Source organism: Stenotrophomonas sp. 80084_Sma (genome assembly GCF_056481995.1).
Map to the genome: position 1 here is coordinate 1976800 of NZ_CM151177.1, position 24100 is coordinate 2000899.

The following is a 24100-nucleotide window of genomic DNA, read 5'->3' on the forward strand; positions in this document are numbered from 1 at the left end:
CTCGCCGGCGAGCGACGGCGCCGCCGCCAGCATGCGCGGCGGCCTGGTGGAATTCGCCACCCGCCGCCGCGTGACCATCGCCATGTGCACGGTCACCCTGCTGCTGTTCGGCCTGATCGCGCTGGGCAACCTCAAGGTCAACCTGCTGCCCGACCTGAGCTACCCGACGCTGACCGTGCGCACCGAGTACACCGGTTCGGCGCCGACCGAAATCGAAACCCTGATCACCCAGCCGGTTGAAGAAGCGGTCGGCGTGGTCAAGAACCTGCGCAAGCTGAAGTCGGTCTCGCGCACCGGCCAGAGTGATGTAGTGCTGGAGTTCGCCTGGGGCACCAACATGGACCAGGCCAGCCTGGAGGTGCGCGACAAGATGGAAGCGCTGAACCTGCCACTGGAGGCCAAGGCCCCGGTGCTGCTGCGCTTCAATCCGTCCACCGAGCCGATCATGCGCCTGGTGCTGTCGAACAAGGTGGCGCCGACCAGCGATGCCGATGCGGTCCGCGAGCTGACCGGCCTGCGCCGCTACGCCGATGAAGACCTGAAGAAGAAGCTGGAGCCGGTCAGCGGTGTGGCGGCAGTCAAGGTCGGTGGTGGCCTCGAGGACGAGATCCAGGTCGACATCGACCAGCAGAAGCTGGCCCAGTTGAACCTGCCGATCGACACCGTCATCAAGCGCCTGAAGGACGAGAACATCAACATCTCCGGCGGCCGCCTGGAGGAGGGTTCGCAGCGCTTCCTGGTGCGTACCGTCAACCAGTTCGCCGATCTGGAGGAGATCCGCAACCTGCTGGTCACCACCCAGGCGTCGAACGGCAGCGCGGCCGACTCGGCGTTGCAGCAGATGTTCAACATCGCCGCGTCGACCGGTTCGGCGGCAGCCATCGCGGCGGCATCGGCGGCGCAGAGCGCATCGTCCGGCGGTGGTTCCAGCGTGGTCGCCAACGGTGTGCCGGTGCGCCTGAAGGACGTGGCCACCGTGCGCCAGGGCTACAAGGAGCGCGAAGCGGTGATCCGCCTGGGCGGCAAGGAATCGGTCGAACTGGCGATCTACAAAGAAGGCGACGCCAATACCGTGTCCACCGCCGAAGCGCTGCGCAAGCGCCTGGAGCAGATCAAGGGCACGTTCCCGTCCGATGTCGAGATGACCACCATCGAGGACCAGTCGCGCTTCATCGAGCACGCCATCGCCGACGTCAAGAAGGATGCAGTGATCGGCGGCCTGCTGGCGATCCTGATCATCTTCCTGTTCCTGCGTGATGGCTGGAGCACGTTCGTGATCAGCCTGTCGCTGCCGGTCTCGATCATCGCCACGTTCTTCTTCATGGGCCAGCTCGGCCTGAGCTTGAACGTGATGTCGCTGGGCGGTCTGGCACTGGCCACCGGCCTGGTGGTGGATGACTCGATCGTGGTGCTGGAGAGCATCGCTAAGGCCCGCGAGCGTGGCCTGGGCATCCTGCAGGCGGCCATCGCCGGTACCCGCGAAGTGAGCATGGCGGTGGTCGCCTCCACCCTGACCACCATCGCGGTGTTCTTGCCGCTGGTGTTCGTCGATGGCATCGCTGGCCAGCTGTTCCGCGACCAGGCGTTGACCGTGGCGATCGCCATCGCGATCTCGCTGCTGGTGTCGATGACCCTGATCCCGATGCTGAGCTCGCTGAAGGGACGGCCGCCGCTGGCGTTCCCGGAAGAAGCGCCGAACGAACCGTGGCAACCGCAGAACCGCTGGCAGAAGCCGGTGGCACTGGGCCGTCGTGGTGCCGTGGCGACCGCGCGCTGGAGCTTCTACGCGCTGGCCTGGCTGGTCGTGCGGGCGTGGCGTGGCGTGGTGGCGGTGGTCGGCCCGGTGATGCGCAAGGCCAGCGATCTGGCGATGAAGCCGTACGCCGGTGCCGAGCGTGGCTACCTGCGCCTGCTGCCGAGCGCACTGGCGCATCCGGGCAAGGTGCTGGGTGTCGCCTCGATCATCTTCGTGGCGACCATGGCGCTGGTGCCGATGCTCGGTGCCGACCTGATCCCGCAGCTGGCGCAGGACCGTTTCGAGATGACGGTGAAGCTGCCGGCCGGTACGCCGCTGAAGCAGACCGATGCGCTGGTGCGCGAGCTGCAGTTGGCCCACGGCCAGGGCGAGGGCGTGGCCTCGCTGTATGGCGTCAGCGGCAGCGGCACCCGCCTCGATGCCAGCCCGACCGAAAGCGGCGAGAACATCGGCAAGCTGACCGTGGTGATGGAAGGCGGCGGCAATGCGCGTACCGAAGCCGAGATCACCGAGCGCCTGCGTGACACCATGGGCCAGCATCCGGGGGCACAGGTCGACTTCGCGCGGCCGGCGTTGTTCAGCTTCTCCACGCCGCTGGAAATCGAGTTGCGCGGGCAGGACATGGCAACCCTGGAAGTGGCCGGCCAGCGCCTGGCGGCGATGCTGCGCGGCAATGCGCACTACGCCGATGTGAAGTCGACGGTGGAAGAGGGCTTCCCGGAAATCCAGATCCGCTTCGACCAGGAGCGTGCCGGTGCGCTGGGCCTGACCACGCGCCAGATCGCCGACGTGGTGGTGAAGAAGGTGCGCGGCGATGTCGCCACCCGCTACAGCTTCCGTGACCGCAAGATCGACGTACTGGTGCGTGCGCAGGAGGGCGACCGCGCCAGCGTGGAGAGCATCCGCCGGCTGATCGTCAACCCGGGCAGCACCCGTCCGGTCACGCTGGACGCGGTGGCCGAAGTGGTCGCCACCACTGGCCCCAGCGAAATCCACCGCGCCGACCAGACCCGGGTTGCGGTGGTGTCGGCCAACCTGCGCGACATCGACCTCGGCGCGGCCATGCGCGAGGTGCAGCAGATGGTCGCCGAGCAGCCGCTGGGTGCGGGCGTCGGCCTACACATCGGTGGCCAGGGTGAGGAGCTGGCGCAGGCGGCGAAGTCGTTGATCTTCGCCTTCGGCTTGGCGATCTTCCTGGTCTACCTGGTGATGGCTTCGCAGTTCGAATCGCTGCTGCATCCGTTCGTGATCCTGTTCACCATCCCGCTGGCGCTGGTCGGTGCGATCCTGGCGCTGATGCTGACCGGCAAGCCCATCTCGGTGGTGGTGTTCATCGGCCTGATCCTTCTGGTCGGCCTGGTCACCAAGAACGCGATCATCCTGATCGACAAGGTCAACCAGCTGCGCGAGGCCGGCGTAGCAAAGCACGAGGCGCTGGTGGAAGGCGCGCGCTCGCGCCTGCGGCCGATCATCATGACCACGCTGTGCACGCTGTTCGGCTTCCTGCCGCTGGCGGTGGCGATGGGTGAGGGTGCCGAAGTGCGCGCGCCGATGGCGATCACCGTGATCGGCGGCCTGCTGGTGTCGACCCTGCTGACTCTGCTGGTGATCCCGGTGGTGTACGACCTGATGGACCGTCGCGGCGATGCGTATTACCGCGAACGTGGCCGAAAGCATGCCGGTGAGATCGAGCCGGGTGCAGCGGGCAGTGCGGCGGGTGCGGAGGAACCGGCATGAGTGTGGCCGAGTTCTCCATCCGCCGTCCGGTCACCACCATCATGTGTTTCGTGTCGCTGGTGGTGATCGGCCTGATCGCTTCATTCCGGCTGCCGCTGGAAGCCCTGCCGGACATCTCCGCGCCGTTCCTGTTCGTGCAGATTCCGTACACCGGCTCGACACCGGAGGAAGTGGAGCGGACCATCATCCGCCCGGTCGAGGAATCGCTGGCGACGATGACCGGCATCAAGCGCATGCGCTCGTCGGCCACCTCCGAGGCAGCGCTGATCTACATCGAGTTCAGTGACTGGGATCGTGACATTGCGATTGCTGCTTCCGATGCGCGCGAGCGCATCGATGCAATCCGCAGCGACCTGCCCGACGACCTGCAGCGCTACAACGTGTTCAAGTGGTCCAGCAGCGACCAGCCGGTGCTGAAGGTGCGCCTGGCCAGCACCACCGACCTGACCACCGCCTATGACATGCTCGACCGCGAGTTCAAGCGGCGCATCGAGCGCATTCCCGGCGTGGCCCGTGTCGACATCACCGGTGCGCCGCCGAACGAGGTGGAGATCGCCATTGATCCGAACCGCCTCAACGCGCACGGCCTGAGCATCAATGAACTGAGCGAGCGCCTGCGCACGCTGAATTTCTCGATCTCGGCCGGGCAGATCGACGACAACGGCCAGCGCGTGCGCGTGCAGCCGGTGGGTGAGATCACCGACCTGCAGGAAATGCGCGATCTGGTGATCAACGCCAAGGGCCTGCGCCTGGGCGATATCGCTGATGTGCGCCTGAAGCCGGCGCGGATGAACTACGGGCGCCGCCTGGACGGCAACCCGGCGGTTGGCCTGGATATCTTCAAGGAGCGCAGTGCCAATCTGGTGGAGGTGTCGCGCGCGGCACTGGCCGAGGTTGAATCCATCCGTGCCGAAGCGTCGATGCGCGACGTGCAGATCAAGGTGATCGACAACCAGGGCAAGGCGGTGACCTCCTCGCTGCTGGAACTGGCCGAGGCCGGTGCGGTCGGCCTGATCCTGTCGATCACGGTGCTGTTCTTCTTCCTGCGCCATTGGCCGTCCACGCTGATGGTGACCCTGGCCATTCCGATCTGCTTCACCATCACCCTGGGCTTCATGTACTTCGTCGGGGTGACGCTGAACATCCTGACCATGATGGGCCTGCTGCTGGCGGTGGGCATGCTGGTCGACAACGCCGTGGTGGTGGTGGAGAGCATCTACCAGGAACGCGAGCGCATGCCGGGGCAGCCGCGGCTGGCCTCGATCATCGGCACCCGCAACGTGGCCATCGCGCTCAGCGCCGGTACGCTGTGCCACTGCATCGTGTTCGTGCCGAACCTGTTCGGCGAGACCAACAACATCAGCATCTTCATGGCACAGATCGCGATCACCATCTCGGTCTCGCTGCTGGCCTCGTGGCTGGTCGCGGTCAGCCTGATCCCGATGCTGTCCGCGCGCATGGCCACGCCGAAGCTGGTGCACTCGCAGACCGGCGTGATCGCGCGCCTGCAGCGGCGCTACGCGACACTGCTGGACTGGTCGCTGCGCCATCGCGGCTGGAGCCTGCTCGGCATCGTGCTGGTGGTGCTGGTCAGCCTGGTGCCGATGAAGCTGACCAAGGTCGACATGTTCGGTGGTGACGGCGGCAAGGACATCTTCATCGGCTATATGTGGAAGGGCGCCTACACCTACCGGCAGATGTCCGAGGAAGTGGCGCGGGTGGAGAACTGGATCGACACCAATCGCGAGCGCCTGCACGTGAAGCAGGTGTATTCCTGGTACAGCGAGCAGGAAGGCAGCTCCACCGTGGTCACCCTGGACGAAAAGTACGCCAAGGACATCAAGGCGCTGCAGGAAGAGCTGCGCAAGGGCCTGCCGAAGTCGGCCCGCACCGACTACTTCGTCGGCAACCAGGGCGGCGATGGCGGCGGTGGCGGCAACCAGGGCGTGCAGGTGCAGCTGGTCGGCGACTCCAGTTCGATGCTGCAGGAGATCGGCCAGGAAGTGGTGCCGCTGCTGGCCCAGCGCGCCGAGCTGCGCGATGTGCGCATCGACAACGGCGAAAAGGGTGGTGAACTGAAGGTGCGCGTCGACCGCGAGCGTGCGGCGGCGTTCGGCTTCAATGCCGAACAGGTAGCCAGCTTCGTCGGCCTGGCCCTGCGCGGTGCACCGATGCGCGAGTTCCGCCGCGGCGACAACGAAGTGCCGGTATGGGTGCGCTTCGCCGGTGCCGAGCAGAGCAGCCCGGAAGACCTAGCCGGTTTCAGCGTGCGCACCGGCGATGGCCGCAGCGTGCCACTGCTGAGCCTGGTCACCGTCGACGTTGGTTCGTCCGCCACCCAGATCGGACGCACCAACCGCCAGACCACGCTGACCATCAAGGCCAACCTGGCCGAGAAGGTCACCGCGCCGGATGGCCGCAAGGCGATGGAGTCGGTGCTCAAGCCGATGAACTTCCCGGCCGGCTATGGCTTCACCTTCGATGGCGGTGACTACGGCAACGACGACGAAGCGATGCAGCAGATGGTGTTCAACCTGCTGATCGCGCTGGTGATGATCTACGTGGTGATGGCGGCGGTGTTCGAGTCGCTGCTGTTCCCGGCGGCGATCATGAGTGGCGTGCTGTTCTCGATCTTCGGTGTGTTCTGGTTGTTCTGGATCACCGGTACCTCGTTCGGAATCATGTCCTTCATCGGCATCCTGGTGCTGATGGGCGTGGTGGTGAACAACGGCATCGTGATGATCGAGCACATCAACAACCTGCGGCGCGGCGGCATGGGACGCACCCAGGCGCTGGTGGAGGGCTCACGCGAGCGATTGCGGCCAATCATGATGACCATGGGCACGGCAATCCTGGCGATGGTGCCGATCTCGCTGACCAGTACGCAGATGTTCGGCAACGGCCCGGAGTACGCGCCGATGGCGCGCGCGATTGCCGGCGGCCTGGCGTTCTCGACCGTGGTCAGCCTGCTGTTCCTGCCGACGATCTATGCAGTGCTGGATGACCTGCGCAGTGCGGTCACGCGACTGATCCGCCGCGCCCGCGGTCTGGATATGGTAGAGCCGGGCGCTGCCCGGCTGTAATGGGCGCCAACGTGTTGTGGTGTGGGGGAGGCCGGTCGTAGTGGGGCGGCCTCCCCCTTTTTTGATGTTCTGCGCAGAGCATGCTCGGCCGATCTTTGCGGTCGGCGTAAAGCGTGCCAACCAAGGTTGGCACCTGCCGGTCGCGCGCGCAGACGCCGTGCGGCCGGTAGCGCCGGGCCATGCCCGGCGGGGCGTTGCAATCAACCGGCGACCTTGCCCCACACCTTGAACGTGGTCAGCCACAGGCCCAGCATGCTGCCGATGTTGGTCAGCATGAAGGTCAGCACCACGCGGGTGACGCGGTTGCGATACCAGCCCTTCAGGCTCTGCGCATCGTCGCGCAGCTTCAGGAAGTCCTCATACGCCGGCTTGCGCAGGCGCGCTTCCACCAGGGCCGAGAATGCGCCGGTCGGGATGCTCAGGCGGAACGGCTTGAACGGCGCCACCGCGATCGCGGTGAGGATGCTCAGCGGATGGCCGCCGGCCAGCAGGCAGCCCAGGCCCGCCAGGCCGCCGGTGTACATCGCCCAGGTTGCCAGTAGCTCGGTGCCCACGCCCAGACCGCCGCGGTAGAAGCCCACGCCGATGCCGGTCGCCACGATCGCCAGGATGCCGAGCGTGAACCACGGAATGTTGCGCTTCTTCGGCACCGCCTCCAGCTCGGCACGCAGCGGTGCCGGTGCCTCGGTGTCGGTTTCCAGGTAGCGGGCCAGCCCGGCCAGGTGACCGGCACCGACCACCGCCAGCACTTCACGCTGCTGCGGGTCGTGTTCCTCGCGCAGGCGCGTGGCCATGTAGCGGTCACGCTCGCCGATGATGGTCTCGTACAGCGCCGGGCTCTCGCTGGCGAACTCGCCGAAGCTCGACTCCAGCATGTCGCCCTGCTTGAGCTTCTCGATCTCGTTTTCGCCCACTTCCTCGGATGAGAACAGACCTGCGCCAAGCCCGGCGACCAGCTTCAGCTTGCCGAAGAAGCCCAGCCGTTGCGAGGCACGGCGGAAGGTCAGGCCGACTTCACGGTCGATCAGGTGTACCGGCAGGTTGCGCTCGCGCGCCAGTTCCACCGCGCGCTTCAGTTCGGCGCCCGGCTCGATGTCGAGCTGTTCGGCCAGGCGGCGCTGGTACGCGGACAGGGCCAGGTTGGCGGCGAACAGGGCCACGCGGCCCTTGCGGATCACTTCGACCAGGTCGAGCTTGGCCAGTGTGTCCGGATCGCTCAGCGCCTGCAGGCGCTGCGGATCGAGCTCGACGGCCACCGCGTCGAAGCGGCCGCTGTCGATGGCTTTTTCCACCGCCTCGACGCTGGCGCGGGAAACGTGCGCGGTGCCGAGCAGGGTGTAGCGCACGCCGTCGCGTTCAACGATGCGCACCGGCTGGCCGGCGAACAGGTCGTCGCCGGTGTCAGGAAGGGTTTCGGTCATGGGTTCATTCATTGGAAGGTGCGGTGTCGGCGCCATCGCCGAGCGCGCGCTGCATCTGCACGGTATCCAGCCAGCGGCCGTGCTTGCGGCCAAGGCCACGGAACACGCCGACCAGCTCGAAGCCGAAGCGTTCGTGCAGCTTGATCGACGCGGCGTTGGTCGGTTCGCCGATCACGGCCACCATCTGCCGGTAACCACGCGCCACGCAGGCATCGATCAAGGCCTGCAGCAGGCCGGTGCCCACGCCCTGGCCCTGGAACGCGGCATCGACGTAGACCGAGTTCTCCACGGTCCACTGGTAGGCAACGCGGGTGCGGTAGGTGTTGGCGTAGGCATAGCCGGCCACCTGGCCGTCGATCTCGGCGACCAGGTAGGGGAAGCCGCGATCGATGATGTCGCGCATACGGCGCAGCATCTCGGTCGCGTCGGGGATGTCGTACTCGTAGGTGTTGACGAAGTCGGTCACTTCCACCGCGTAGATCGCGGTGATCGCGGCGATGTCGGCCGGGCCGGCATCACGGATGAGGACGGCCATGCGCGGGCTCCGGCTCAGTCGATGTAGCGCTTGAGCAGGTCACCGTACGCGTCGATGCGGCGATCGCGCAGGAACGGCCAGATGCGGCGTACGTGCTCGCTGCGCTGCGGGTCGACATCGCACAGCAGCACGGTGGCGTCAGTGCCGGCTTCGGCCAGGAACTCGCCCTGCGGGCCGAGCACGTGGCTGTTGCCCCAGAACTGGATGCCCGACGCGCCCAGTGGCGATGCCTCGTGGCCGACGCGGTTGCAGCTCAGCACCGGCAGGCCGTTGGCCACGGCGTGGCCGCGGTGACTCAGCACCCAGGCGTCGCGCTGGCGGGTCTTCTCGTCCTGCACGTCGTCCGGGTCCCAGCCGATCGCGGTCGGGTACAGCAGCAGCTCGGCGCCGGCCAGCGCCATCAGGCGTGCCGCTTCCGGGTACCACTGGTCCCAGCACACCAGCACGCCGAGGCGACCCACCGAGGTATCGATCGGCTTGAAACCGATGTCGCCCGGGGTGAAGTAGAACTTCTCGTAGAAGCCCGGATCGTCCGGGATATGCATCTTGCGGTACTTGCCGAGCAGCGTACCGTCCTTCTCGAACACCACGGCGGTGTTGTGGTACAGGCCGGCAGCACGGCGCTCGAACAGCGAGCCGACCAGCACCACGCCATGCTTCTTCGCCAGCGCGCCCAGGCGCTCGGTGCTCGGGCCCGGGATCGGCTCGGCCAGGTCGAACTCATCGACCGACTCGTGCTGGCAGAAATAAGGACCGTTGTGCAGTTCCTGCAGCAGCACCAGCTTGGCACCCTGGGCAGCCGCCTCGGCCACGCGTGCTTCGATCACCGCCAGGTTGGCGGCGGCATCACCGTGGTTGCGCTCCTGGATCAGGGCGACGGTAAGGGGGCTGCGCGAGTTCATGCGGGGCGTTCCTGCGGGGGAAAACCAGCATGTTAGCGCGGATGGGCGGCGACGGCGTGTCGCGCGCTGAATGGGTGCTGGTAGTGCCGGCCGCTGGCCGGCAACCCCGTCAATCCATCAGGCATTGCATGGTTGCCGGCCAGCGGCCGGCACTACCCATCCTCAGGCCTTCAACAACCCGGCCGGCAGCTGCATGGTGATGCAGTGCAGGCTGCCGTTCTGCCAGATCAGCGAGCGGCAGGGCACTTGCACGATCTCGCGGCCCGGGTGCGCCTGCGCCAGTACATCGCGGGCCAGGTCATCGGCCGGATCGCCATAGGCCGGCATCAGCACCGCACCATTGACGATCAGGTAGTTGGCGTACGACGCCGCCAGGCGGCGGCCTTCGTCGATCACCGGCTGTGCCCACGGCAGCGGGAACAGGCGGTACGGCTGGCCATCCTTGGTACGCAGCGCGGCCAGCTCATTGCCCATCGCCTGCAGTTCGGCGTAGTGCGAGTCGCTCTCGTCGTCACAGGCCTGGTAGACAATGCTGTCAGCCGAGGCGAAGCGGGCGAGGGTATCGATGTGCGCATCAGTGTCGTCGCCTTCCAGATAGCCGTGGTCCAGCCACAGCACACGGTCCTGCTGCAGCCAGTCGGCCAGGTGGGCAGTCAGGCTGGCGCGGTCGCGGTCCGGGTGGCGCTCATGCAGGCACTTCCAGGTGGTCAGCAGGGTGCCTTCGCCATCGGTTTCGATGCCGCCGCCTTCCAGCGCGAACGGAATGCTGCGCACCGGTGCGTCGTTGAACACGCCGGCCTGGTCGAGCACGCCCACCAGCTGGTCATCCAGGGTGGCGTCGAACTTGCCGCCCCAGCCGGTGAAGCGGAAATCCAGCAGCTGGAAGCCGCCGTCGGCACGGCGCAGGGTGATCGGGCCGGAGTCGCGCAACCAGGTATCGTCGTAGGCCGCCGTGGTGAAGTGGACCTTGTCCATGTCGATGCGGTTGGAGCGCAGCCGCATCTCGGCATAGGTCTCCACATCGTCGTCGGCCACGCAGATCAGCACCGGCTGGAAGCGGGTGATGGCCGCGACCAAGGCGATGTAGGTCTCTTCCACCTGGCCCAGGCGGTCGGCCCAGTCGGTGTCGGCGGTGGGCCAGGCAATCAGGACGCCGCTCTGGGCTTCCCACTCGGCAGGAAAACGAAGGGTCTGGTTCATGGTCTCGCTACACAGGCCCGCCCAGGGCGGGTAAAGGGATCAACGGATCGGCGGTTTCGGGCCGATTTCGTTCGGGTCCGCCTGGTTGGCCACCACGTCGATCACCTTCTGCTTCTCGAAGTAGACGGTGAACTGCGGGTACACCCAGCGGTTGATGGTCGGCCATTGCCGCTTCTGCCCGCCACGCGGCTGCAGCTGCTCGCTCGGCGCGCCGAACTGCGCCTGTACCTGCTGCATGCTCTGGCCGCGCACGGGCAGGGCACCGGCCGGCTTCTCGCGGGCACGGTCGACAAGCAGGGTATCGGCCAGCGCCGGCGTGGCGGTGGCCAGGGTGGCCATCACGGCCAGGGCGGACAGGTAACGCTTCATCTCGATCTACTCCCCAGTGGTCAAGAAAGGCGATTACAGCAAAAACGGCAGGAAAAAGCCGCATAAACAAAAAACCGCCCGAAGGCGGCTTTTTGCATCGGGTCGGCCCCGCGTAGGGCCAGCCGCAGCCGCGAAGGCTGTTGGGCTTAGCGCTGACGCGCCTTGAAACGCGGGTTCGACTTGCAGATGACGAAGATCTTGCCACGACGACGCACGACCTTGCAGTCACGGTGACGGGCCTTCGCCGACTTCAGGGAGGACAGGACTTTCATGGCATACCTCGGCGTAAACAGTAGTTGTTCGGGTGGAGCGTGGCCGCGATATGCGAAAGACAATCGGCAGTTGACGCTCGTTCAAGCCCGCCATTCTACCGGGCTTTTCCTCGTGGTTTCAAGTGGTTGCACAAAAGATCCCATTGGGGGCGTCTGACAGGGGCTAGAATGACCCCTTCACACGCTCTGGGAACCCCATGAATCCGCTCGCTCCCGTCCTGACCATCGACGGCCCTTCAGGGGCTGGCAAGGGTACCATCAGCCGCATCATCGCGCGCCGCATGGGCTGGCATTACCTGGATTCGGGCGCGCTGTACCGGGCGGTGGGCGTGGCCGCGAGCTGGGCCGACATCGATACCTCCGATGCCTCGGCGCTGGTCCGCTGCACCTTTGATACCCACGTTCAGTTTGTCGAGCAGGGTGAAGCCATGCGGGTCATGGTGAACGGGACCGATGCCACCGACGAGCTGCGCCTGGAGACCACCGGCGCGCTGGCCTCGGCCATCGCCGCCATTCCCGAGGTCCGGGCTGCCCTGAAGGAGCGCCAGCGCGCATTCAGGGAGCTGCCCGGCCTGGTCGCCGATGGCCGCGACATGGGCACGGTGATCTTCCCGGACGCCTCCTACAAGGTCTTCCTGACCGCCAGTGCCGAGGAGCGCGCCGAGCGCCGGCATAAGCAGTTGAAAGACAAGGGGGTTTCTGTTAACTTTGATGACCTCCTGCGCGAGATCATGGCCCGCGACGCCCGTGATGCTCAGCGTACCGTGGCGCCCCTGAAGCCGGCAGACGATGCTGTCCTCATCGACACCACAGGCATCGGCATCGCAGATGTCGTTGCCAGAGTGATGGATCTGCTTCCGGTTCCGGCTGCCTGATCCGTTCGCGCGGGAGCACTGCCAGCAGCATCGGTGGTGGTCGCGCATAGCAGTGCTGTACCAGCTCCGTCGCGCAATGATGCGTGGCGGTTTTCCTACTACACACGACCTGCGTTTCCGGGGTCGACCAACAGGCGGGCGGTCGCCATTCCCCTGAAGGGGACGCCACCGACCCATGTGTCCAACAGAGTAAATCTAATGACCGAATCATTTGCCGAACTGTTTGAAGCCAGCCAGGCCAATCTGGCCAAGCTGAAGCCGGGCGCCATCGTCAGCGGTACCGTTGTTGAAGTCCGCGGCGACGTCGTGGTGATCAACGCTGGCCTGAAGTCCGAAGGCATCGTGCCGATCGAACAGTTCCGTAACGACGCTGGCGAAATCGACGTCGCCGAAGGCGACATCGTCAAGGTCGCCCTCGACTCGATCGAGAACGGCTTCGGCGAAACCGTCCTGTCGCGCGAGAAGGCCAAGCGCGCGATGGTGTGGGACGAGCTGGAAGAAGCGTTGGAAAAGAACGAAACCATCACCGGCCGCATCAGCGGCAAGGTCAAGGGTGGTTTCACCGTGGACATCAAGGATGTCCGCGCCTTCCTGCCGGGTTCCCTGGTCGATGTGCGCCCGGTGCGCGATCCGGCCTACCTGGAAGGCAAGGAACTCGAGTTCAAGCTCATCAAGCTGGACCGCAAGCGTAACAACGTCGTGGTCTCGCGCCGCGCTGTCGTCGAAAGCGAGCACTCGGAAGAGCGCGAGCAGCTGATGGACAAGCTGCAGGAAGGCGCGATCCTGAAGGGTGTCGTCAAGAACCTGACCGATTACGGCGCGTTCGTGGACCTGGGCGGTATCGACGGCCTGCTGCACATCACCGACATGGCGTGGAAGCGCGTGCGTCACCCGTCGGAAGTCGTGAACGTCGGCGACGAGCTGGACGTCCGCGTGCTGAAGTTCGACCGCGAGCGCAACCGCGTTTCGCTGGGCCTGAAGCAGCTGGGCGAGGATCCGTGGGACAACATCGGCCGTCGTTACCCGGCCAACAGCCGCGTCTTCGGCAAGGTCTCCAACGTCACCGATTACGGCGCGTTCGTTGAGATCGAGCCGGGCGTCGAAGGCTTGGTGCACGTCTCCGAGATGGATTGGACCAACAAGAACGTCAACCCGTCCAAGGTTGTCCAGGTTGGTGATGAAGTCGAAGTGATGGTGCTGGACGTCGATGAAGAGCGTCGCCGTATCTCGCTGGGCATGAAGCAGGTTGCCGCCAATCCGTGGGAAACCTTCGCTGCCACCCACAAGAAGGGTGACAAGGTGTCGGGCCAGATCAAGTCGATCACCGACTTCGGCATCTTCATCGGCCTGGACGGCGGCATCGACGGCCTGGTTCACCTGTCCGACATCAGCTGGAACACCACCGGCGAAGACGTCGTTCGCAACTTCAAGAAGGGCGATACCCTGGACGCCGTCGTCCTGGCTGTCGATCCGGAGCGCGAGCGCATCTCCCTGGGCGTGAAGCAGCTGGAGCAGGATCCGTTCGGCCAGTACATGGCTGCCAATCCGAAGGGCTCCAAGGTCGAAGGCGTGGTGAAGGAAGTCGACGCCAAGGGCGCGATCATCGAGCTGGCTGACGGCATCGAAGGTTACGTCTCGGCACGCGACATCGCCAACGAGCGCGTTGACGACGCCACCCAGCACCTGAAGGTCGGCGACAAGGTCGAAGCCAAGTTCGTGGGCATGGACCGCAAGGGCCGTACCCTGCAGCTGTCGATCAAGGCCAAGGACGACGCTGAAATGCGCGAAGTGCTGGAGGAATACCAGTCCTCTTCGGCTTCCAGCGGCACCACCCAGCTGGGCGCGCTGCTGCGTGCACAGCTGAACGGCAACAAGTCCGAGTAATCGGCCTTACGCTGTTCGTTGTTTCCTGGACGGCCCGGGCATTGCCCGGGCCGTTTCAGGCTGAGATACCCCTGATGTGAGCCGGTAATGACCAAATCCGAACTGATCGAAATCCTTGCGCGCCGCCAGGCGCACCTGAAGGCCGATGATGTCGATCTGGCGGTGAAGTCGTTGCTGGAAATGATGGGCGGATCGCTGTCCGCCGGGGATCGCATCGAAATCCGTGGTTTTGGCAGCTTCTCGCTGCACTATCGTCCGCCGCGCCTGGGTCGCAACCCGAAAACCGGCGAATCGGTTGCCCTGCCGGGCAAGCACGTCCCTCATTTCAAGCCGGGCAAGGAACTGCGTGAGCGGGTCAGCAGTGTGCTGCCGCTGGACGCCGATCCGGCCTGAGCCTTCCGTCGCGCCACCGCGTGCGAATCCAGCCGCGAGTCGGATAAGCTACGGACTCCTGCCACTGGAGCTGTCGCATGAAGGTTTTTCGTCTGCTGGTCCTGCTGGCGGTTCTGATCCTTGGGTTGATCATCGGTGCGGTCAACATGACCGCGATGTCGATCAACCTGCTGTTTACCCAACTGCATACCTCGGTAGGCGTGGCCCTGATCGCCGCGCTGCTGGTGGGTGTCATCGTCGGTGCCGGCCTGGTGCTGGTGAGCGTGGTCATTCCGCTCTACAGCCAGTTGCGCCGCGCCAACAAGTCCGCTGTCGCCACGCCGGCACCGGTTGCTTCCCCCCAATCTTTTGATGGACGCTGATCGAAGATGGATTTCGTCACCGAGTGGTTCTGGTTCTTCCTGTTCGTTCCGCTGGCCGCACTGGCCGGGTGGGTGATCGGACGGCGTGGTGGTCAACGCCACGGTGACAGCCAGGTCAGCCGCCTGTCCAGCACCTACTTCCGCGGCCTGAACTACCTGCTCAACGAGCAGCCGGACAAGGCCATCGAGCTGTTCCTGCACATCGCCGAGCTGGACAAGGAAACCTTCGAGACCCAGGTCGCGCTGGGCCACCTGTTCCGCCGCCGCGGCGAAGTCGACCGCGCCATCCGCCTGCACCAGGGCCTGGTCAACCGCCACGACCTCAGCGATGCGCAACGCGTGCAGGCGCTGCTGGCACTGGGCGAGGACTACATGAAGTCCGGCCTGCTGGACCGCGCCGAGACCGTGTTCACCGAACTGGCCCAGCTGGATCAGCGTGCTCCGCAGGCACTCAAGCACCTGATCGGCATTTACCAGGCCGAGCGCGACTGGGAAAAGGCGATCGACAACGCGACCCGTTTCGAGGACGTCACCGGCGAGCCGATGGGCAAGCTGATCGGGCAGTTCGAGTGCGAACTGGCCGAACGCTTCCGCGGTGCTGGCAAGCTGGAAGAGGCGAGGGCAGCGATTGCCCGGGCCTACCAGGCCGATGCGATGTCGGTACGTGCCGGCATCATTGAAGGACGCCTGGAAACCGATGCCGGCAATCCGGAAGCGGCCGTACGCGCCTTCGAGCGTGCCGCGCGCAACGATCCGGAGTACCTGCCGGAGCTGCTGCCGGCGCTGATGCAGAACTACCGCAAGGTCGGCGATCTGGCAGGCGCACGCGCGTTCCTGTCGGAGATGACCGAGCACTACCGCGGCATCGCCCCGGTGCTGGCGCTGACCCGCCTGATGGAAGAGCAGGAGGGCGTGGCGCCGGCTCGTGCCTACCTGGGCCGCCAGCTCAAGGATCGCCCGTCGGTGCGTGGCGAGTCCGCGCTGATCGACCTGACCCTGGCTGAAGGCGCCGATTCCACGGCGACCCTGCACGACCTGAAGCACATCACCGACCAGTTGCTGGTGCGCAATCCGGCCTATCGCTGCACCCGTTGTGGTTTCGGTGCGCGCACCCACCACTGGCAGTGCCCGAGCTGCAAGGAGTGGGGTACGGTCAAGCCGCTGCTGAACTACGCGGTGCTCTGATCCATGCCGTGGCTCGTGATGGGCGCGCTGCTGGGCCTGGCCCTGCTGAGTGCGGCACTGACCTGGGCGGCGCGGGGTTACGCGCTGCGCCGGCAACTGTTTGACCAGCCGGGCGAGCGCCGCAGCCATAGCGTGGCGACCCCCCGCGGCGGCGGCATCGCCATTGTCATCAGCCTGCTGGTGACCGCCGGTGTTGCCATGTGGGCCTGGCCCGAAGCCCGTCCGAGCCTGCTGGTCGCCAGCCTTGGCCTGGCGCTGGTGGCGGGTATCGGCTGGTGGGACGACCACCGGCCGCTGCCGGCCATGCGCCGCCTGATGGTGCACTTCATCGCCGCCGCGCTGCTGGCCGCGCTGGTCAAGGTCCACGGTGGCAGCTGGCTGCTGGCCGTACTGGTCCTGCTGTTCACCGCCTCGCTGATTAACATCTGGAATTTCATGGATGGGATCAACGGCATCGCGGCCAGCCAGGCCATCGTGGTCGCGCTGGGGCTGGCGCCGCTGCTGCCCTGGCCGTACTCGCTGGCGGCGGTCGCGTTGGGCCTGGCCTGCCTGGGCTTCCTGCCGTTCAACTTCCCGCGGGCCCGGATCTTCATGGGCGATGTCGGGAGTGGCGCGCTGGGCTACGCGGTGGCGGCAGTGCTGGCACTGGCCAGCGTCAAGACCGACATCCACTGGATCCTGCTGCTGGTGTCGGCATCGCCGTTCCTTGTGGACGCAGGCTTCACACTGCTGGCGCGCATCATTTCGGGACAACGCTGGATGGAACCCCATACCCAGCATGTCTACCAGCGCGCGGTGCAGGCAGGAGCCAGTCACGCCCAGGTAACAGGGATGTACTTTGCTTTGGGCCTGTTCAGTATTACAGTGCTTAATGTCTGCTCCAATTTGCAGCCGAGGTGGGAGGCTGCCGTGGCGATCGCGTGGTTCATTGCGCTGAGCGTCCTCTGGCTCCTCCTGCGCAATGGATTGCGCCACCCAAAAGGAAATACCTGACTTATGGCTTCACCCTGGCGGGACAGAATCCTCGGCCTGATGCCGCGTTCGGCCATCGTCTGCCACGACCTGTTCATGGTCTGGGCATGCTGGCAGCTGCTCCACGCGGGGCGGTATTCGATCCTGGCCAACGCCCCCGAGCTCCCTCTCTGGAACGTCGACACCACGCTGGTGCTGCTGCTGCAGGGCATGGTGTTCTGGCGCGTGGGCCTCTATCGGGGCCTGTGGCGGTTCGCCAGCGTCAGCGACCTGCTGAACATCTTCAAGGCCAGCTTCATCGGCATGGTCGCCATCGTGCTGGTGCTGATGTGGAAGCGCTTCGACGGCGTGCCGATGTCGGTGCTGGTGATCTATCCGTTCGCGCTGTCGGCGCTGCTGGGCGCGCCGCGCCTGCTGTACCGGGCCTGGAAGGACTATCAGGCACTGCAGTCGGACTCGTCCGCGCGCCGCGTGCTGATCCTGGGTGCCGGCCAGGCCGCCGAGACCCTGGTCCGTGACCTGCGCCGTTCCGGTAATTTCGAGCCGGTCGGCCTGCTGGACGACGCGCCGCACCTGCGCGGCGCCAAGCTGCAGGGCCTGCCGATCCTCGGCACCCTGGACGATGCGCCGACAGTGGTCCGGGAGACGGCGGCCAAGCTGCTGGTGATCGCCATTCCGTCGCTGGACGCGGCGGGCATGCAGCGGATCGTCGCCATCTGTGAAAGCACCGGTGTGCCGTTCCGCACCGTGCCCAAGCTCAGCGACATCCTGCAGGGCCAGTCGCTGCCGGGGCAGCTGAAGGAAGTGGCGATCGAGGATCTGCTGGGCCGCAAGCCGATCATGCCGGACTGGAACCTGATCCGTGGCTGGCTGGGCGGGCGTACGGTGATGGTCACCGGTGCCGGCGGTTCGATCGGCTCCGAGCTTTGCCGCCAGTGCGCACGGCATGGTGCCGGCCGCATCATCCTGCTCGAGATCAGCGAACTGCTGCTGCTGACCATCGAAGGCGAGCTGCGGCGCAGCTTCCCCGATGTCGAGATCGAAGCGGTGCTGGGCGACTGCGGTGACCCGGCGGTGATCCGCCACGCCCTGTCGCTGCATCCGGTCGACACCGCCTTCCACGCGGCTGCCTACAAGCACGTGCCGGTGCTGGAGCGGCAGCTGCGCGAAGCGGTGCGCAACAACATCCTGGCCACCGAGAACGTGGCCCGCGCCTGCCTGGAAGCGCGCGTTGAGCATTTCGTGTTCATCTCCACCGACAAGGCGGTCGACCCGGTCAATGCACTGGGCGCCAGCAAGCGCTATGCGGAGATGATCTGCCAGAGCCTGGACCAGAAGTCCACGCATACCCGTTTTGTTACGGTGCGCTTCGGCAACGTGCTGGCCTCGGCCGGCAGCGTGGTGCCGCTGTTCCGCGAACAGATCCTGCGTGGCGGTCCGGTGACCGTCACCGACCCGGAAGTCAGTCGCTACTTCATGACCATCCCGGAGGCCTGCCAGCTGATCCTGCAGGCGGCCGCTTCGGCATCGCATGGTGCGATCTATACGCTCGACATGGGCGAGCCGGTGCCGATCCGCGTGCTGGCCGAGCAGATGATCCGCCTGGCCGGCAAGCAGCCGTACAAGGACATTCCGATCATCTACACCGGGCTGCGTCCGGGCGAGAAGCTGCACGAGACGCTGTTCTATTCGGACGAGGACTACCGTTCCACCGCGCACCCGAAGATTCTCGAGGCCGGTGTACGTACGTTCTCGCGTGACCTGGTGCTGGGCAATGTCCCGCGCCTGCGCGATGCCGTGGCTGGTTACGACACGACCAGCATCCAGGAGATCCTGTTCGCGACGATGCCGGAGTTCTCTCCCATCGAACAGGATGCTTACATTTCATCCGCTAAAGTCGTGCCCTTTCCGGCACGTGAGGCCAACAGGCACCAATGAGCAAGCGAATTCGCAAGGCAGTTTTTCCAGTGGCAGGGCTCGGGACGCGCTTTTTGCCGGCAACCAAGACGGTTCCGAAGGAAATGTTGCCGATCATTGATCGTCCGCTGATCCAGTACGCGGTCGATGAAGCGATTGAAGCCGGTTGCGACACGCTGGTGTTCATCACCAACCGCTACAAGCATGCCGTGGCCGACTACTTCGACAAGGCCTACGAACTGGAGCAGAAGCTCGAGCGCGCCGGCAAGCAGGAGCAGCTGGAGATGATCCGCCATGTGCTGCCCAATGGCGTGCGCGCGATCTTCGTGACCCAGGCCGAAGCACTGGGCCTGGGCCATGCGGTGCTGTGCGCCAAGGCCGTGATCGGTGACGAGCCGTTCGCGGTGCTGCTGCCGGACGACCTGATCTGGAACCGCGGCGACGGCGCACTGAAGCAGATGGCAGACCTCAACGAGGCCAGTGGTGCCAGCGTGATCGCCGTTGAAGACGTGCCGCACGACAAGACTGCCAGCTACGGCATCGTTGCCACTGACGCGTTCGACGGCCGCAAGGGTCGCATTTCGCAGATCGTGGAGAAGCCGAAGCCGGAGGACGCACCGAGCGACCTGGCCGTGGTCGGTCGCTACGTGCTGAGCCCGAAGATCTTCGAGCTGCTGGAGCAGACCGGCAGTGGTGCTGGTGGCGAGATCCAGCTGACCGATGCGATCGCGCAGCTGCTGAAGACCGAAGAGGTCGATGCCTACCGCTTCGAGGGCACCCGCTTCGACTGCGGCACGCACCTGGGGCTGGTGGAGGCGACGATCCGCTTCGCGCTGGACAACCCGAAGCTGGCAGGGCCGGCGCGGGAGAAACTGACGGCGATGTTGGCGGAGTAAGGGTTCTATCAAGCGCTCCGTGCTGCGCCTTGATTGATACGTGATGGGCGGGACGGGTGGGCCTTTGCAGGACACGCCGTAAACCCGTCCATGGGGGCTCGGTCGCCGCATCCATGCGGCGAACGGTCCTGCAAAGGCCCACCCGCCCCGCCTGTCATGTTTCCTGCGGGCGCGGACGGGAAGGGCGGAATCAAAGGCAAAAACAGAAACGAAAAAGGCAGCCAATGGCTGCCTTTTTCGTTTCCGCGAGCATCCACGCATGGCGTGGCTCTACTGCCCTTGCCTTTGCTCACTCCTCCGCCGGGGGAGGCTGGAAGGGCCGGGTCGGCAGGGCTGCCCGGGACCGTTTGCGCCATGGGCCCAAGGCATGCCTTGGGCGGGTTGGGCAGGACGCCCAACCCCGGTCTTGCCGTGTGCGCAGGACAGCGCACACCAGCAAGGCGCCATCGAGCCCCCAGGGGTGAGGGCGCTTTGCTTGCGAAGCACCGCTTCGCAAGCGCCCGAACGCACAGCCGCCAGCGGCTGGGCCGGACCCCGGAGGGGGGTTCACGGCGTGTCCCGGGCAGCCCTGCCGACCCGGCCCACGCCATGAAGCCCAACGAGGCAACGCTTTGAACCTTACAGCGCCTCGAAAATGCCCGCTGCGCCCATGCCGGTGCCGATGCACATCGTCACCATGCCGTACTTCTGCTGGCGACGGCGCAGGCCGTGCAGCAGGGTCGCGGTGCGGATCGCGCCGGTCGCGCCCAGCGGGTGGCCCAGGGCGATCGCGCCGCCCAGCGGGTTGACCTTGTTCGGGTCCAGGCCGCAATCGCGGATCACCGCCAGCGACTGCGCGGCGAAGGCTTCGTTCAGTTCAATCCAGTCCAGCTGGTCCTGGGTCAGGCCGGCCTGCTTCAGTGCCTTCGGGATCGCGGCGATCGGGCCGATGCCCATCACTTCCGGACGCACGCCGGCGACCGAGAAGCTGACGAAACGAGCCAGCGGGGTCAGGCCGTAGTCCTTGATCGCCTGTTCCGAGGCCAGCAGCACGGCACCGGCGCCATCGCTCATCTGCGACGAGTTGCCAGCAGTGACGGTGCCGCCGAACTGGCCGTTGCGGAACACCGGGCGCAGCTTGGCCAGGCCTTCGGCCGAGGAATCCGGGCGCGGGCCTTCGTCGGTGTCGGCGATCTTGTTGCGGGTGATGATGCGCTGGCCATCGGCCAGGTCCGGCAGGTGCGAGACGATCTCGTACGGGCTGATCTCGTCCTTGAACTCGCCGTTCTGGATCGCGGCCATGGCTTTCTGGTGCGAGGCGAGGGCGAAGGCGTCCTGGTCTTCGCGCGAGACCTTCCACTCTTCGGCGACCTTCTCGGCGGTGATGCCCATGCCGTAGGCGATGGCGACGTGGTCGTTGTCGAACACGCTCGGCGCCATGGCGATCTTGTTGCCCATCATCGGCACCATCGACATCGATTCGGTGCCACCGGCCAGCATCAGGTCGGCATTGCCCAGGCGGATCGCGTCGGCGGCCTGCGCCACGGCCTGCAGGCCGGAGGAGCAGAAGCGGTTCACGGTCTGCGCGGCGATGGTGTTGGGCAGGCCAGCCAGCAGCACGCCGATGCGCGCCACGTTCATGCCCTGCTCGGCTTCCGGCATGGCGCAGCCGATGATCGCGTCATCGATGCGGTTGACGTCCACGCCCGGGGCCTGGGCGACGACGCTGCGCAGCACGTGCGCAAGCATGTCGTCGGGGCGGGTGTTGCGGAACATGCCCTTGGGCGCCTTGCCAACCGGGGTACGGGTGGCGGCGACGATGTAGGCGTCCTGGATTTGCTTGGTCATTGCAGTGATCTCTCGAATAGGTTTTGTAGAGTCGAGCCATGCTCGACTGCCACATCAGGGAGTGCCGACCAACGGTCGGCACCCACCGAAAGCAGGGAGGGGCGATCAATTACGCAGCGGCTTGCCGGTCTTGAGCATGTGCGCGATGCGGGCCTGGGTCTTTTCCTGCTGGGCCAGTTCGACGAAGTGCTTGCGCTCCAGGGTCAGCAGCCACTCTTCGTCCACCAGGGTGCCGCGGTCGACCTTGCCACCGCACAGCACGGTGGCGATGCGCTCGGCGATCTCGTAGTCGTATGGGCTGATGAAACGGCCTTCCAGCATGTTGACCAGCATCATCTTGAAGGTAGCGATACCTACGTCGCCGGCCACCTGGATGCGGCGTGCCGGCAGCGGCGGACGGTAGCCCGCTTCGGCCAGGGCGCGCGCTTCGGCCTTGGCGATGTGCAGGGCCTCGTAGCTGTTGAACACCACCTTGTCGGTGCTGCGCAGCAGGCCCAGTTCCTTGGCGTTGACCGCCGAGTTGGAGACCTTGGCCATCGCCACGGTTTCGAAGGTCTTCTTCAGTTCGGCGAACACGTCACCGCCCGGGCCAGCGGCCTGCGAGGCGCGCACGGCCAGTTCCTTCAGGCCACCACCGGCCGGCAGCAGGCCGACGCCGGCCTCGACCAGGCCGATGTAGCTTTCCAGGAAGGCCACAGTCTTGGCGCTGTGCATCTGGAACTCGCAGCCACCACCCAGCGCCAGGCCACGCACGGCAGCCACCACCGGCACCAGCGAGTACTTGATGCGCTGGCTGGTGCGCTGGAAGTTGGCGACCATCTCTTCGAACTGGTCGACCTTGCCGGCCTGCAGCAGGCCCAGCGCGCCGGCCAGATCGGCGCCGGCGGAGAAGGGTTCCTTCTGCTGCCAGATCACCAGGCCTTGGAAGTCCTTCTCGGCGCGGCTGACACATTCCTGCAGGCCGTCCAGCACCTGGTCGGACACGGTGTTCATCTTGGTCTTGAAGCTGACCACGGCGATGCCATCACCGTCGTGCCACATGCGCAGGCCGTCGTTCTCGAACACGGTCTCGCCCGGCGCGAACTTCTCGCCCAGCAGCGGATCCGGGAAACGCTGGCGCTGGTACACCGGCAGCGACGAGCGCGGCAGCTTGGCGTTGCGCGACGGGCTGTAGCTGCCTTCGGCGGCATGCACGCCGTCGCGGCCATCGAACACCCAATCCGGCAGCGGGGCGTTGCTCATGCTCTTGCCGGCGACGATGTCATCGGCAATCCACTGTGCCACCTGCTTCCAGCCGGCGGCCTGCCAGGTTTCGAACGGGCCCAGCGACCAGCCGTAGCCCCAGCGGATGGCCAGGTCGACGTCGCGCGCGGTCTCGGCGATGTCGGCCAGATGGTAGGCGCTGTAGTGGAACAGGTCGCGGAAGGTCGCCCACAGGAACTGCGCCTGCGGGTGCTGGCTTTCGCGCAGCTTGGCGAATTTCTCGGCCGGGTTCTTGATCTTCAGGATCTCGACCACTTCCGGTGCGGCGGCGCGGTCGGCCGGACGGTAGTCCTGCTTCTCCAGGTCCAGCACCACAATGTCCTTGCCGACCTTGCGGAAGATGCCGGCGCCGGTCTTCTGGCCCAGTGCGCCCTTGGAAATCAGCGCGTCCAGCCACTTCGGCGACTTGAAGAACTCATGCCACGGGTCGTTCGGCAGGGTATCGCCCATGGTCTTGATGACGTGGGCCATGGTGTCCAGGCCGACCACGTCGGAGGTGCGGTAGGTGGCCGACTTCGGGCGGCCGACCAGCGGGCCGGTCAGGCCGTCCACTTCATCGAAGCCCAGGCCGAACTGCTGGGTGTGGTGGATGGTGGACAGGATCGAGAACACGCCGATGCGGTTGCCGATGAAGTTCGGGGTGTCCTTGGCGTACACCACGCCCTTGCCCAGGGTGGTGACCAGGAATTCTTCCAGGCCTTCCAGCACGGCGGCGTCGGTGGTGGTGGCCGGGATCAGCTCGGCCAGGTGCATGTAGCGCGGCGGGTTGAAGAAGTGCACGCCGCAGAAGCGGTGGCGCAGCTGCTCGGGCAGCACGTCGGCCAGCTTGTTGATGCCCAGGCCCGAGGTGTTGGAGGCCAGCACGGCGTGGTCCGCCACGAACGGCGCGATCTTCTTGTACAGGTCCTGCTTCCAGTCCATGCGCTCGGCGATGGCCTCGATGATCAGGTCGCAGTCCTTCAGCTGCTCCAGGCCGGACTCGTAGTTGGCCGGGGTGATGGCTTCGGCCAGCGACTTGCTGGCCAGCGGCGCCGGGCTCAGCTTGCCCAGGTTGGCGATCGCCTTCAGCACGATGCCGTCAGCCGGACCTTCCTTGGCGGGCAGGTCGAACAGCACGGTGTCGACGCCAGCGTTGGTGAGGTGGGCGGCGATCTGGGCACCCATGACGCCGGCACCCAGCACGGCGGCGCGGCGGACTAGCAGGGAATTGGACATGGTGTAGGGCCTTTGTTGGTCAGCAGTTACTGGGTG

The 24100-nt window shown here is 65.8% G+C and carries 18 protein-coding genes; 10 read left to right on the forward strand and 8 right to left on the reverse strand.

All coding sequences use genetic code 11. The features are described from left to right. The first annotated feature begins 31 nt into the window (after nt 1–31). Together ACZK3W_RS09330 and ACZK3W_RS09335 are read left to right on the forward strand one after the other, a co-directional pair. Nucleotides 32–3493, forward strand: coding sequence for an efflux RND transporter permease subunit (locus ACZK3W_RS09330; protein WP_478450832.1), 3462 nt, complete (start codon nt 32–34; stop codon nt 3491–3493). Beyond that, nucleotides 3490–6576, forward strand: coding sequence for an efflux RND transporter permease subunit (locus ACZK3W_RS09335; protein ID WP_478450680.1), 3087 nt, complete (start codon nt 3490–3492; stop codon nt 6574–6576). The genes ACZK3W_RS09330 and ACZK3W_RS09335 overlap by 4 nt, the downstream gene beginning before the upstream one ends. Before the next feature lie 200 nt (nt 6577–6776). Here ACZK3W_RS09335 and ACZK3W_RS09340 read toward each other — a convergent pair whose 3' ends face one another. The 6 genes from ACZK3W_RS09340 to ykgO all read right to left on the reverse strand — a co-directional run bounded on the left by ACZK3W_RS09340 (nt 6777) and on the right by ykgO (nt 11275). Continuing rightward, on the reverse strand, nt 6777–7997 hold the full coding sequence (locus ACZK3W_RS09340; RefSeq protein WP_100437560.1) for a TraB/GumN family protein: 1221 nt from the start codon (nt 7995–7997) through the stop codon (nt 6777–6779). A gap of 4 nt (nt 7998–8001) precedes the next feature. Further along, the gene (locus ACZK3W_RS09345; protein WP_107432020.1) at nt 8002–8532 is read right to left on the reverse strand and encodes a GNAT family N-acetyltransferase; all 531 of its coding nucleotides are present in this window, start codon (nt 8530–8532) and stop codon (nt 8002–8004) included. A gap of 14 nt (nt 8533–8546) precedes the next feature. Further along, entirely contained in the window at nt 8547–9434 is an 888-nt protein-coding gene (locus ACZK3W_RS09350; RefSeq protein WP_478450681.1) for a carbon-nitrogen hydrolase, read from the reverse strand. 162 nt (nt 9435–9596) lie between these two features. After that, nucleotides 9597–10634 (reverse strand): agmatine deiminase family protein, encoded by a 1038-nt coding sequence (locus ACZK3W_RS09355; protein ID WP_478445700.1) that lies wholly within the window; start codon nt 10632–10634, stop codon nt 9597–9599. A gap of 39 nt (nt 10635–10673) precedes the next feature. Next, nucleotides 10674–10973, reverse strand: coding sequence for a hypothetical protein (locus tag ACZK3W_RS09360; RefSeq protein WP_423175526.1), 300 nt, complete (start codon nt 10971–10973; stop codon nt 10674–10676). A 176-nt stretch (nt 10974–11149) separates the two neighbouring features. Further along, nucleotides 11150–11275, reverse strand: a complete 126-nt coding sequence (gene ykgO / locus ACZK3W_RS09365) for a type B 50S ribosomal protein L36 (RefSeq protein ID WP_005409283.1) — start codon at nt 11273–11275, stop codon at nt 11150–11152. Between the two features lie 197 nt (nt 11276–11472). Here ykgO and cmk point away from each other — a divergent pair, with 197 nt between their 5' ends. From cmk to galU, 8 genes are all read left to right on the forward strand, one after another. Next, nucleotides 11473–12150: a (d)CMP kinase gene (gene cmk / locus ACZK3W_RS09370; RefSeq protein WP_032130077.1), complete on the forward strand. Its 678-nt coding sequence runs from the start codon at nt 11473–11475 to the stop codon at nt 12148–12150. 198 nt (nt 12151–12348) lie between these two features. Continuing rightward, nucleotides 12349–14034 (forward strand): 30S ribosomal protein S1, encoded by a 1686-nt coding sequence (gene rpsA / locus ACZK3W_RS09375; protein ID WP_005416230.1) that lies wholly within the window; start codon nt 12349–12351, stop codon nt 14032–14034. An 87-nt stretch (nt 14035–14121) separates the two neighbouring features. Beyond that, nucleotides 14122–14427, forward strand: a complete 306-nt coding sequence (locus ACZK3W_RS09380) for an integration host factor subunit beta (protein ID WP_005409286.1) — start codon at nt 14122–14124, stop codon at nt 14425–14427. A gap of 77 nt (nt 14428–14504) precedes the next feature. Further along, complete coding sequence (locus ACZK3W_RS09385; protein WP_010484569.1) at nt 14505–14789, forward strand: LapA family protein; 285 nt, start codon at nt 14505–14507, stop codon at nt 14787–14789. A 6-nt stretch (nt 14790–14795) separates the two neighbouring features. Next, the gene (lapB, locus tag ACZK3W_RS09390) at nt 14796–15974 is read left to right on the forward strand and encodes a lipopolysaccharide assembly protein LapB (protein WP_005416232.1); all 1179 of its coding nucleotides are present in this window, start codon (nt 14796–14798) and stop codon (nt 15972–15974) included. Nucleotides 15975–15977: 3 nt separating this feature from the next. Continuing rightward, the gene (locus tag ACZK3W_RS09395; RefSeq protein ID WP_049399455.1) at nt 15978–16967 is read left to right on the forward strand and encodes an MraY family glycosyltransferase; all 990 of its coding nucleotides are present in this window, start codon (nt 15978–15980) and stop codon (nt 16965–16967) included. A gap of 3 nt (nt 16968–16970) precedes the next feature. After that, the gene (locus ACZK3W_RS09400; protein WP_032130079.1) at nt 16971–18884 is read left to right on the forward strand and encodes a polysaccharide biosynthesis protein; all 1914 of its coding nucleotides are present in this window, start codon (nt 16971–16973) and stop codon (nt 18882–18884) included. Then, nucleotides 18881–19759, forward strand: coding sequence for a UTP--glucose-1-phosphate uridylyltransferase GalU (gene galU / locus ACZK3W_RS09405; protein ID WP_019336276.1), 879 nt, complete (start codon nt 18881–18883; stop codon nt 19757–19759). Before ACZK3W_RS09400 ends, galU begins: the two co-directional genes overlap by 4 nt. 618 nt (nt 19760–20377) lie before the next feature. Here galU and ACZK3W_RS09410 read toward each other — a convergent pair. Together ACZK3W_RS09410 and ACZK3W_RS09415 are read right to left on the reverse strand one after the other, a co-directional pair. Next, nucleotides 20378–21586: an acetyl-CoA C-acyltransferase gene (locus ACZK3W_RS09410; protein ID WP_049399460.1), complete on the reverse strand. Its 1209-nt coding sequence runs from the start codon at nt 21584–21586 to the stop codon at nt 20378–20380. 105 nt (nt 21587–21691) lie between these two features. Next, the gene (locus ACZK3W_RS09415) at nt 21692–24064 is read right to left on the reverse strand and encodes a 3-hydroxyacyl-CoA dehydrogenase/enoyl-CoA hydratase family protein (protein ID WP_014036899.1); all 2373 of its coding nucleotides are present in this window, start codon (nt 24062–24064) and stop codon (nt 21692–21694) included. Nucleotides 24065–24100: the final 36 nt, after the last annotated feature.

Coding starts and splice junctions, on each gene's coding strand:
- ACZK3W_RS09330 (WP_478450832.1), top strand. CDS start 32: ATGCGCGGCGGCCTGGTGGAATTCGCCACCCGCCGCCGCGTGACCATC.
- ACZK3W_RS09335 (WP_478450680.1), top strand. CDS start 3,490: ATGAGTGTGGCCGAGTTCTCCATCCGCCGTCCGGTCACCACCATCATG.
- ACZK3W_RS09340 (WP_100437560.1), bottom strand. CDS start 7,997: ATGACCGAAACCCTTCCTGACACCGGCGACGACCTGTTCGCCGGCCAG.
- ACZK3W_RS09345 (WP_107432020.1), bottom strand. CDS start 8,532: ATGGCCGTCCTCATCCGTGATGCCGGCCCGGCCGACATCGCCGCGATC.
- ACZK3W_RS09350 (WP_478450681.1), bottom strand. CDS start 9,434: ATGAACTCGCGCAGCCCCCTTACCGTCGCCCTGATCCAGGAGCGCAAC.
- ACZK3W_RS09355 (WP_478445700.1), bottom strand. CDS start 10,634: ATGAACCAGACCCTTCGTTTTCCTGCCGAGTGGGAAGCCCAGAGCGGC.
- ACZK3W_RS09360 (WP_423175526.1), bottom strand. CDS start 10,973: ATGGCCACCCTGGCCACCGCCACGCCGGCGCTGGCCGATACCCTGCTT.
- ykgO (WP_005409283.1), bottom strand. CDS start 11,275: ATGAAAGTCCTGTCCTCCCTGAAGTCGGCGAAGGCCCGTCACCGTGAC.
- cmk (WP_032130077.1), top strand. CDS start 11,473: ATGAATCCGCTCGCTCCCGTCCTGACCATCGACGGCCCTTCAGGGGCT.
- rpsA (WP_005416230.1), top strand. CDS start 12,349: ATGACCGAATCATTTGCCGAACTGTTTGAAGCCAGCCAGGCCAATCTG.
- ACZK3W_RS09380 (WP_005409286.1), top strand. CDS start 14,122: ATGACCAAATCCGAACTGATCGAAATCCTTGCGCGCCGCCAGGCGCAC.
- ACZK3W_RS09385 (WP_010484569.1), top strand. CDS start 14,505: ATGAAGGTTTTTCGTCTGCTGGTCCTGCTGGCGGTTCTGATCCTTGGG.
- lapB (WP_005416232.1), top strand. CDS start 14,796: ATGGATTTCGTCACCGAGTGGTTCTGGTTCTTCCTGTTCGTTCCGCTG.
- ACZK3W_RS09395 (WP_049399455.1), top strand. CDS start 15,978: ATGCCGTGGCTCGTGATGGGCGCGCTGCTGGGCCTGGCCCTGCTGAGT.
- ACZK3W_RS09400 (WP_032130079.1), top strand. CDS start 16,971: ATGGCTTCACCCTGGCGGGACAGAATCCTCGGCCTGATGCCGCGTTCG.
- galU (WP_019336276.1), top strand. CDS start 18,881: ATGAGCAAGCGAATTCGCAAGGCAGTTTTTCCAGTGGCAGGGCTCGGG.
- ACZK3W_RS09410 (WP_049399460.1), bottom strand. CDS start 21,586: ATGACCAAGCAAATCCAGGACGCCTACATCGTCGCCGCCACCCGTACC.
- ACZK3W_RS09415 (WP_014036899.1), bottom strand. CDS start 24,064: ATGTCCAATTCCCTGCTAGTCCGCCGCGCCGCCGTGCTGGGTGCCGGC.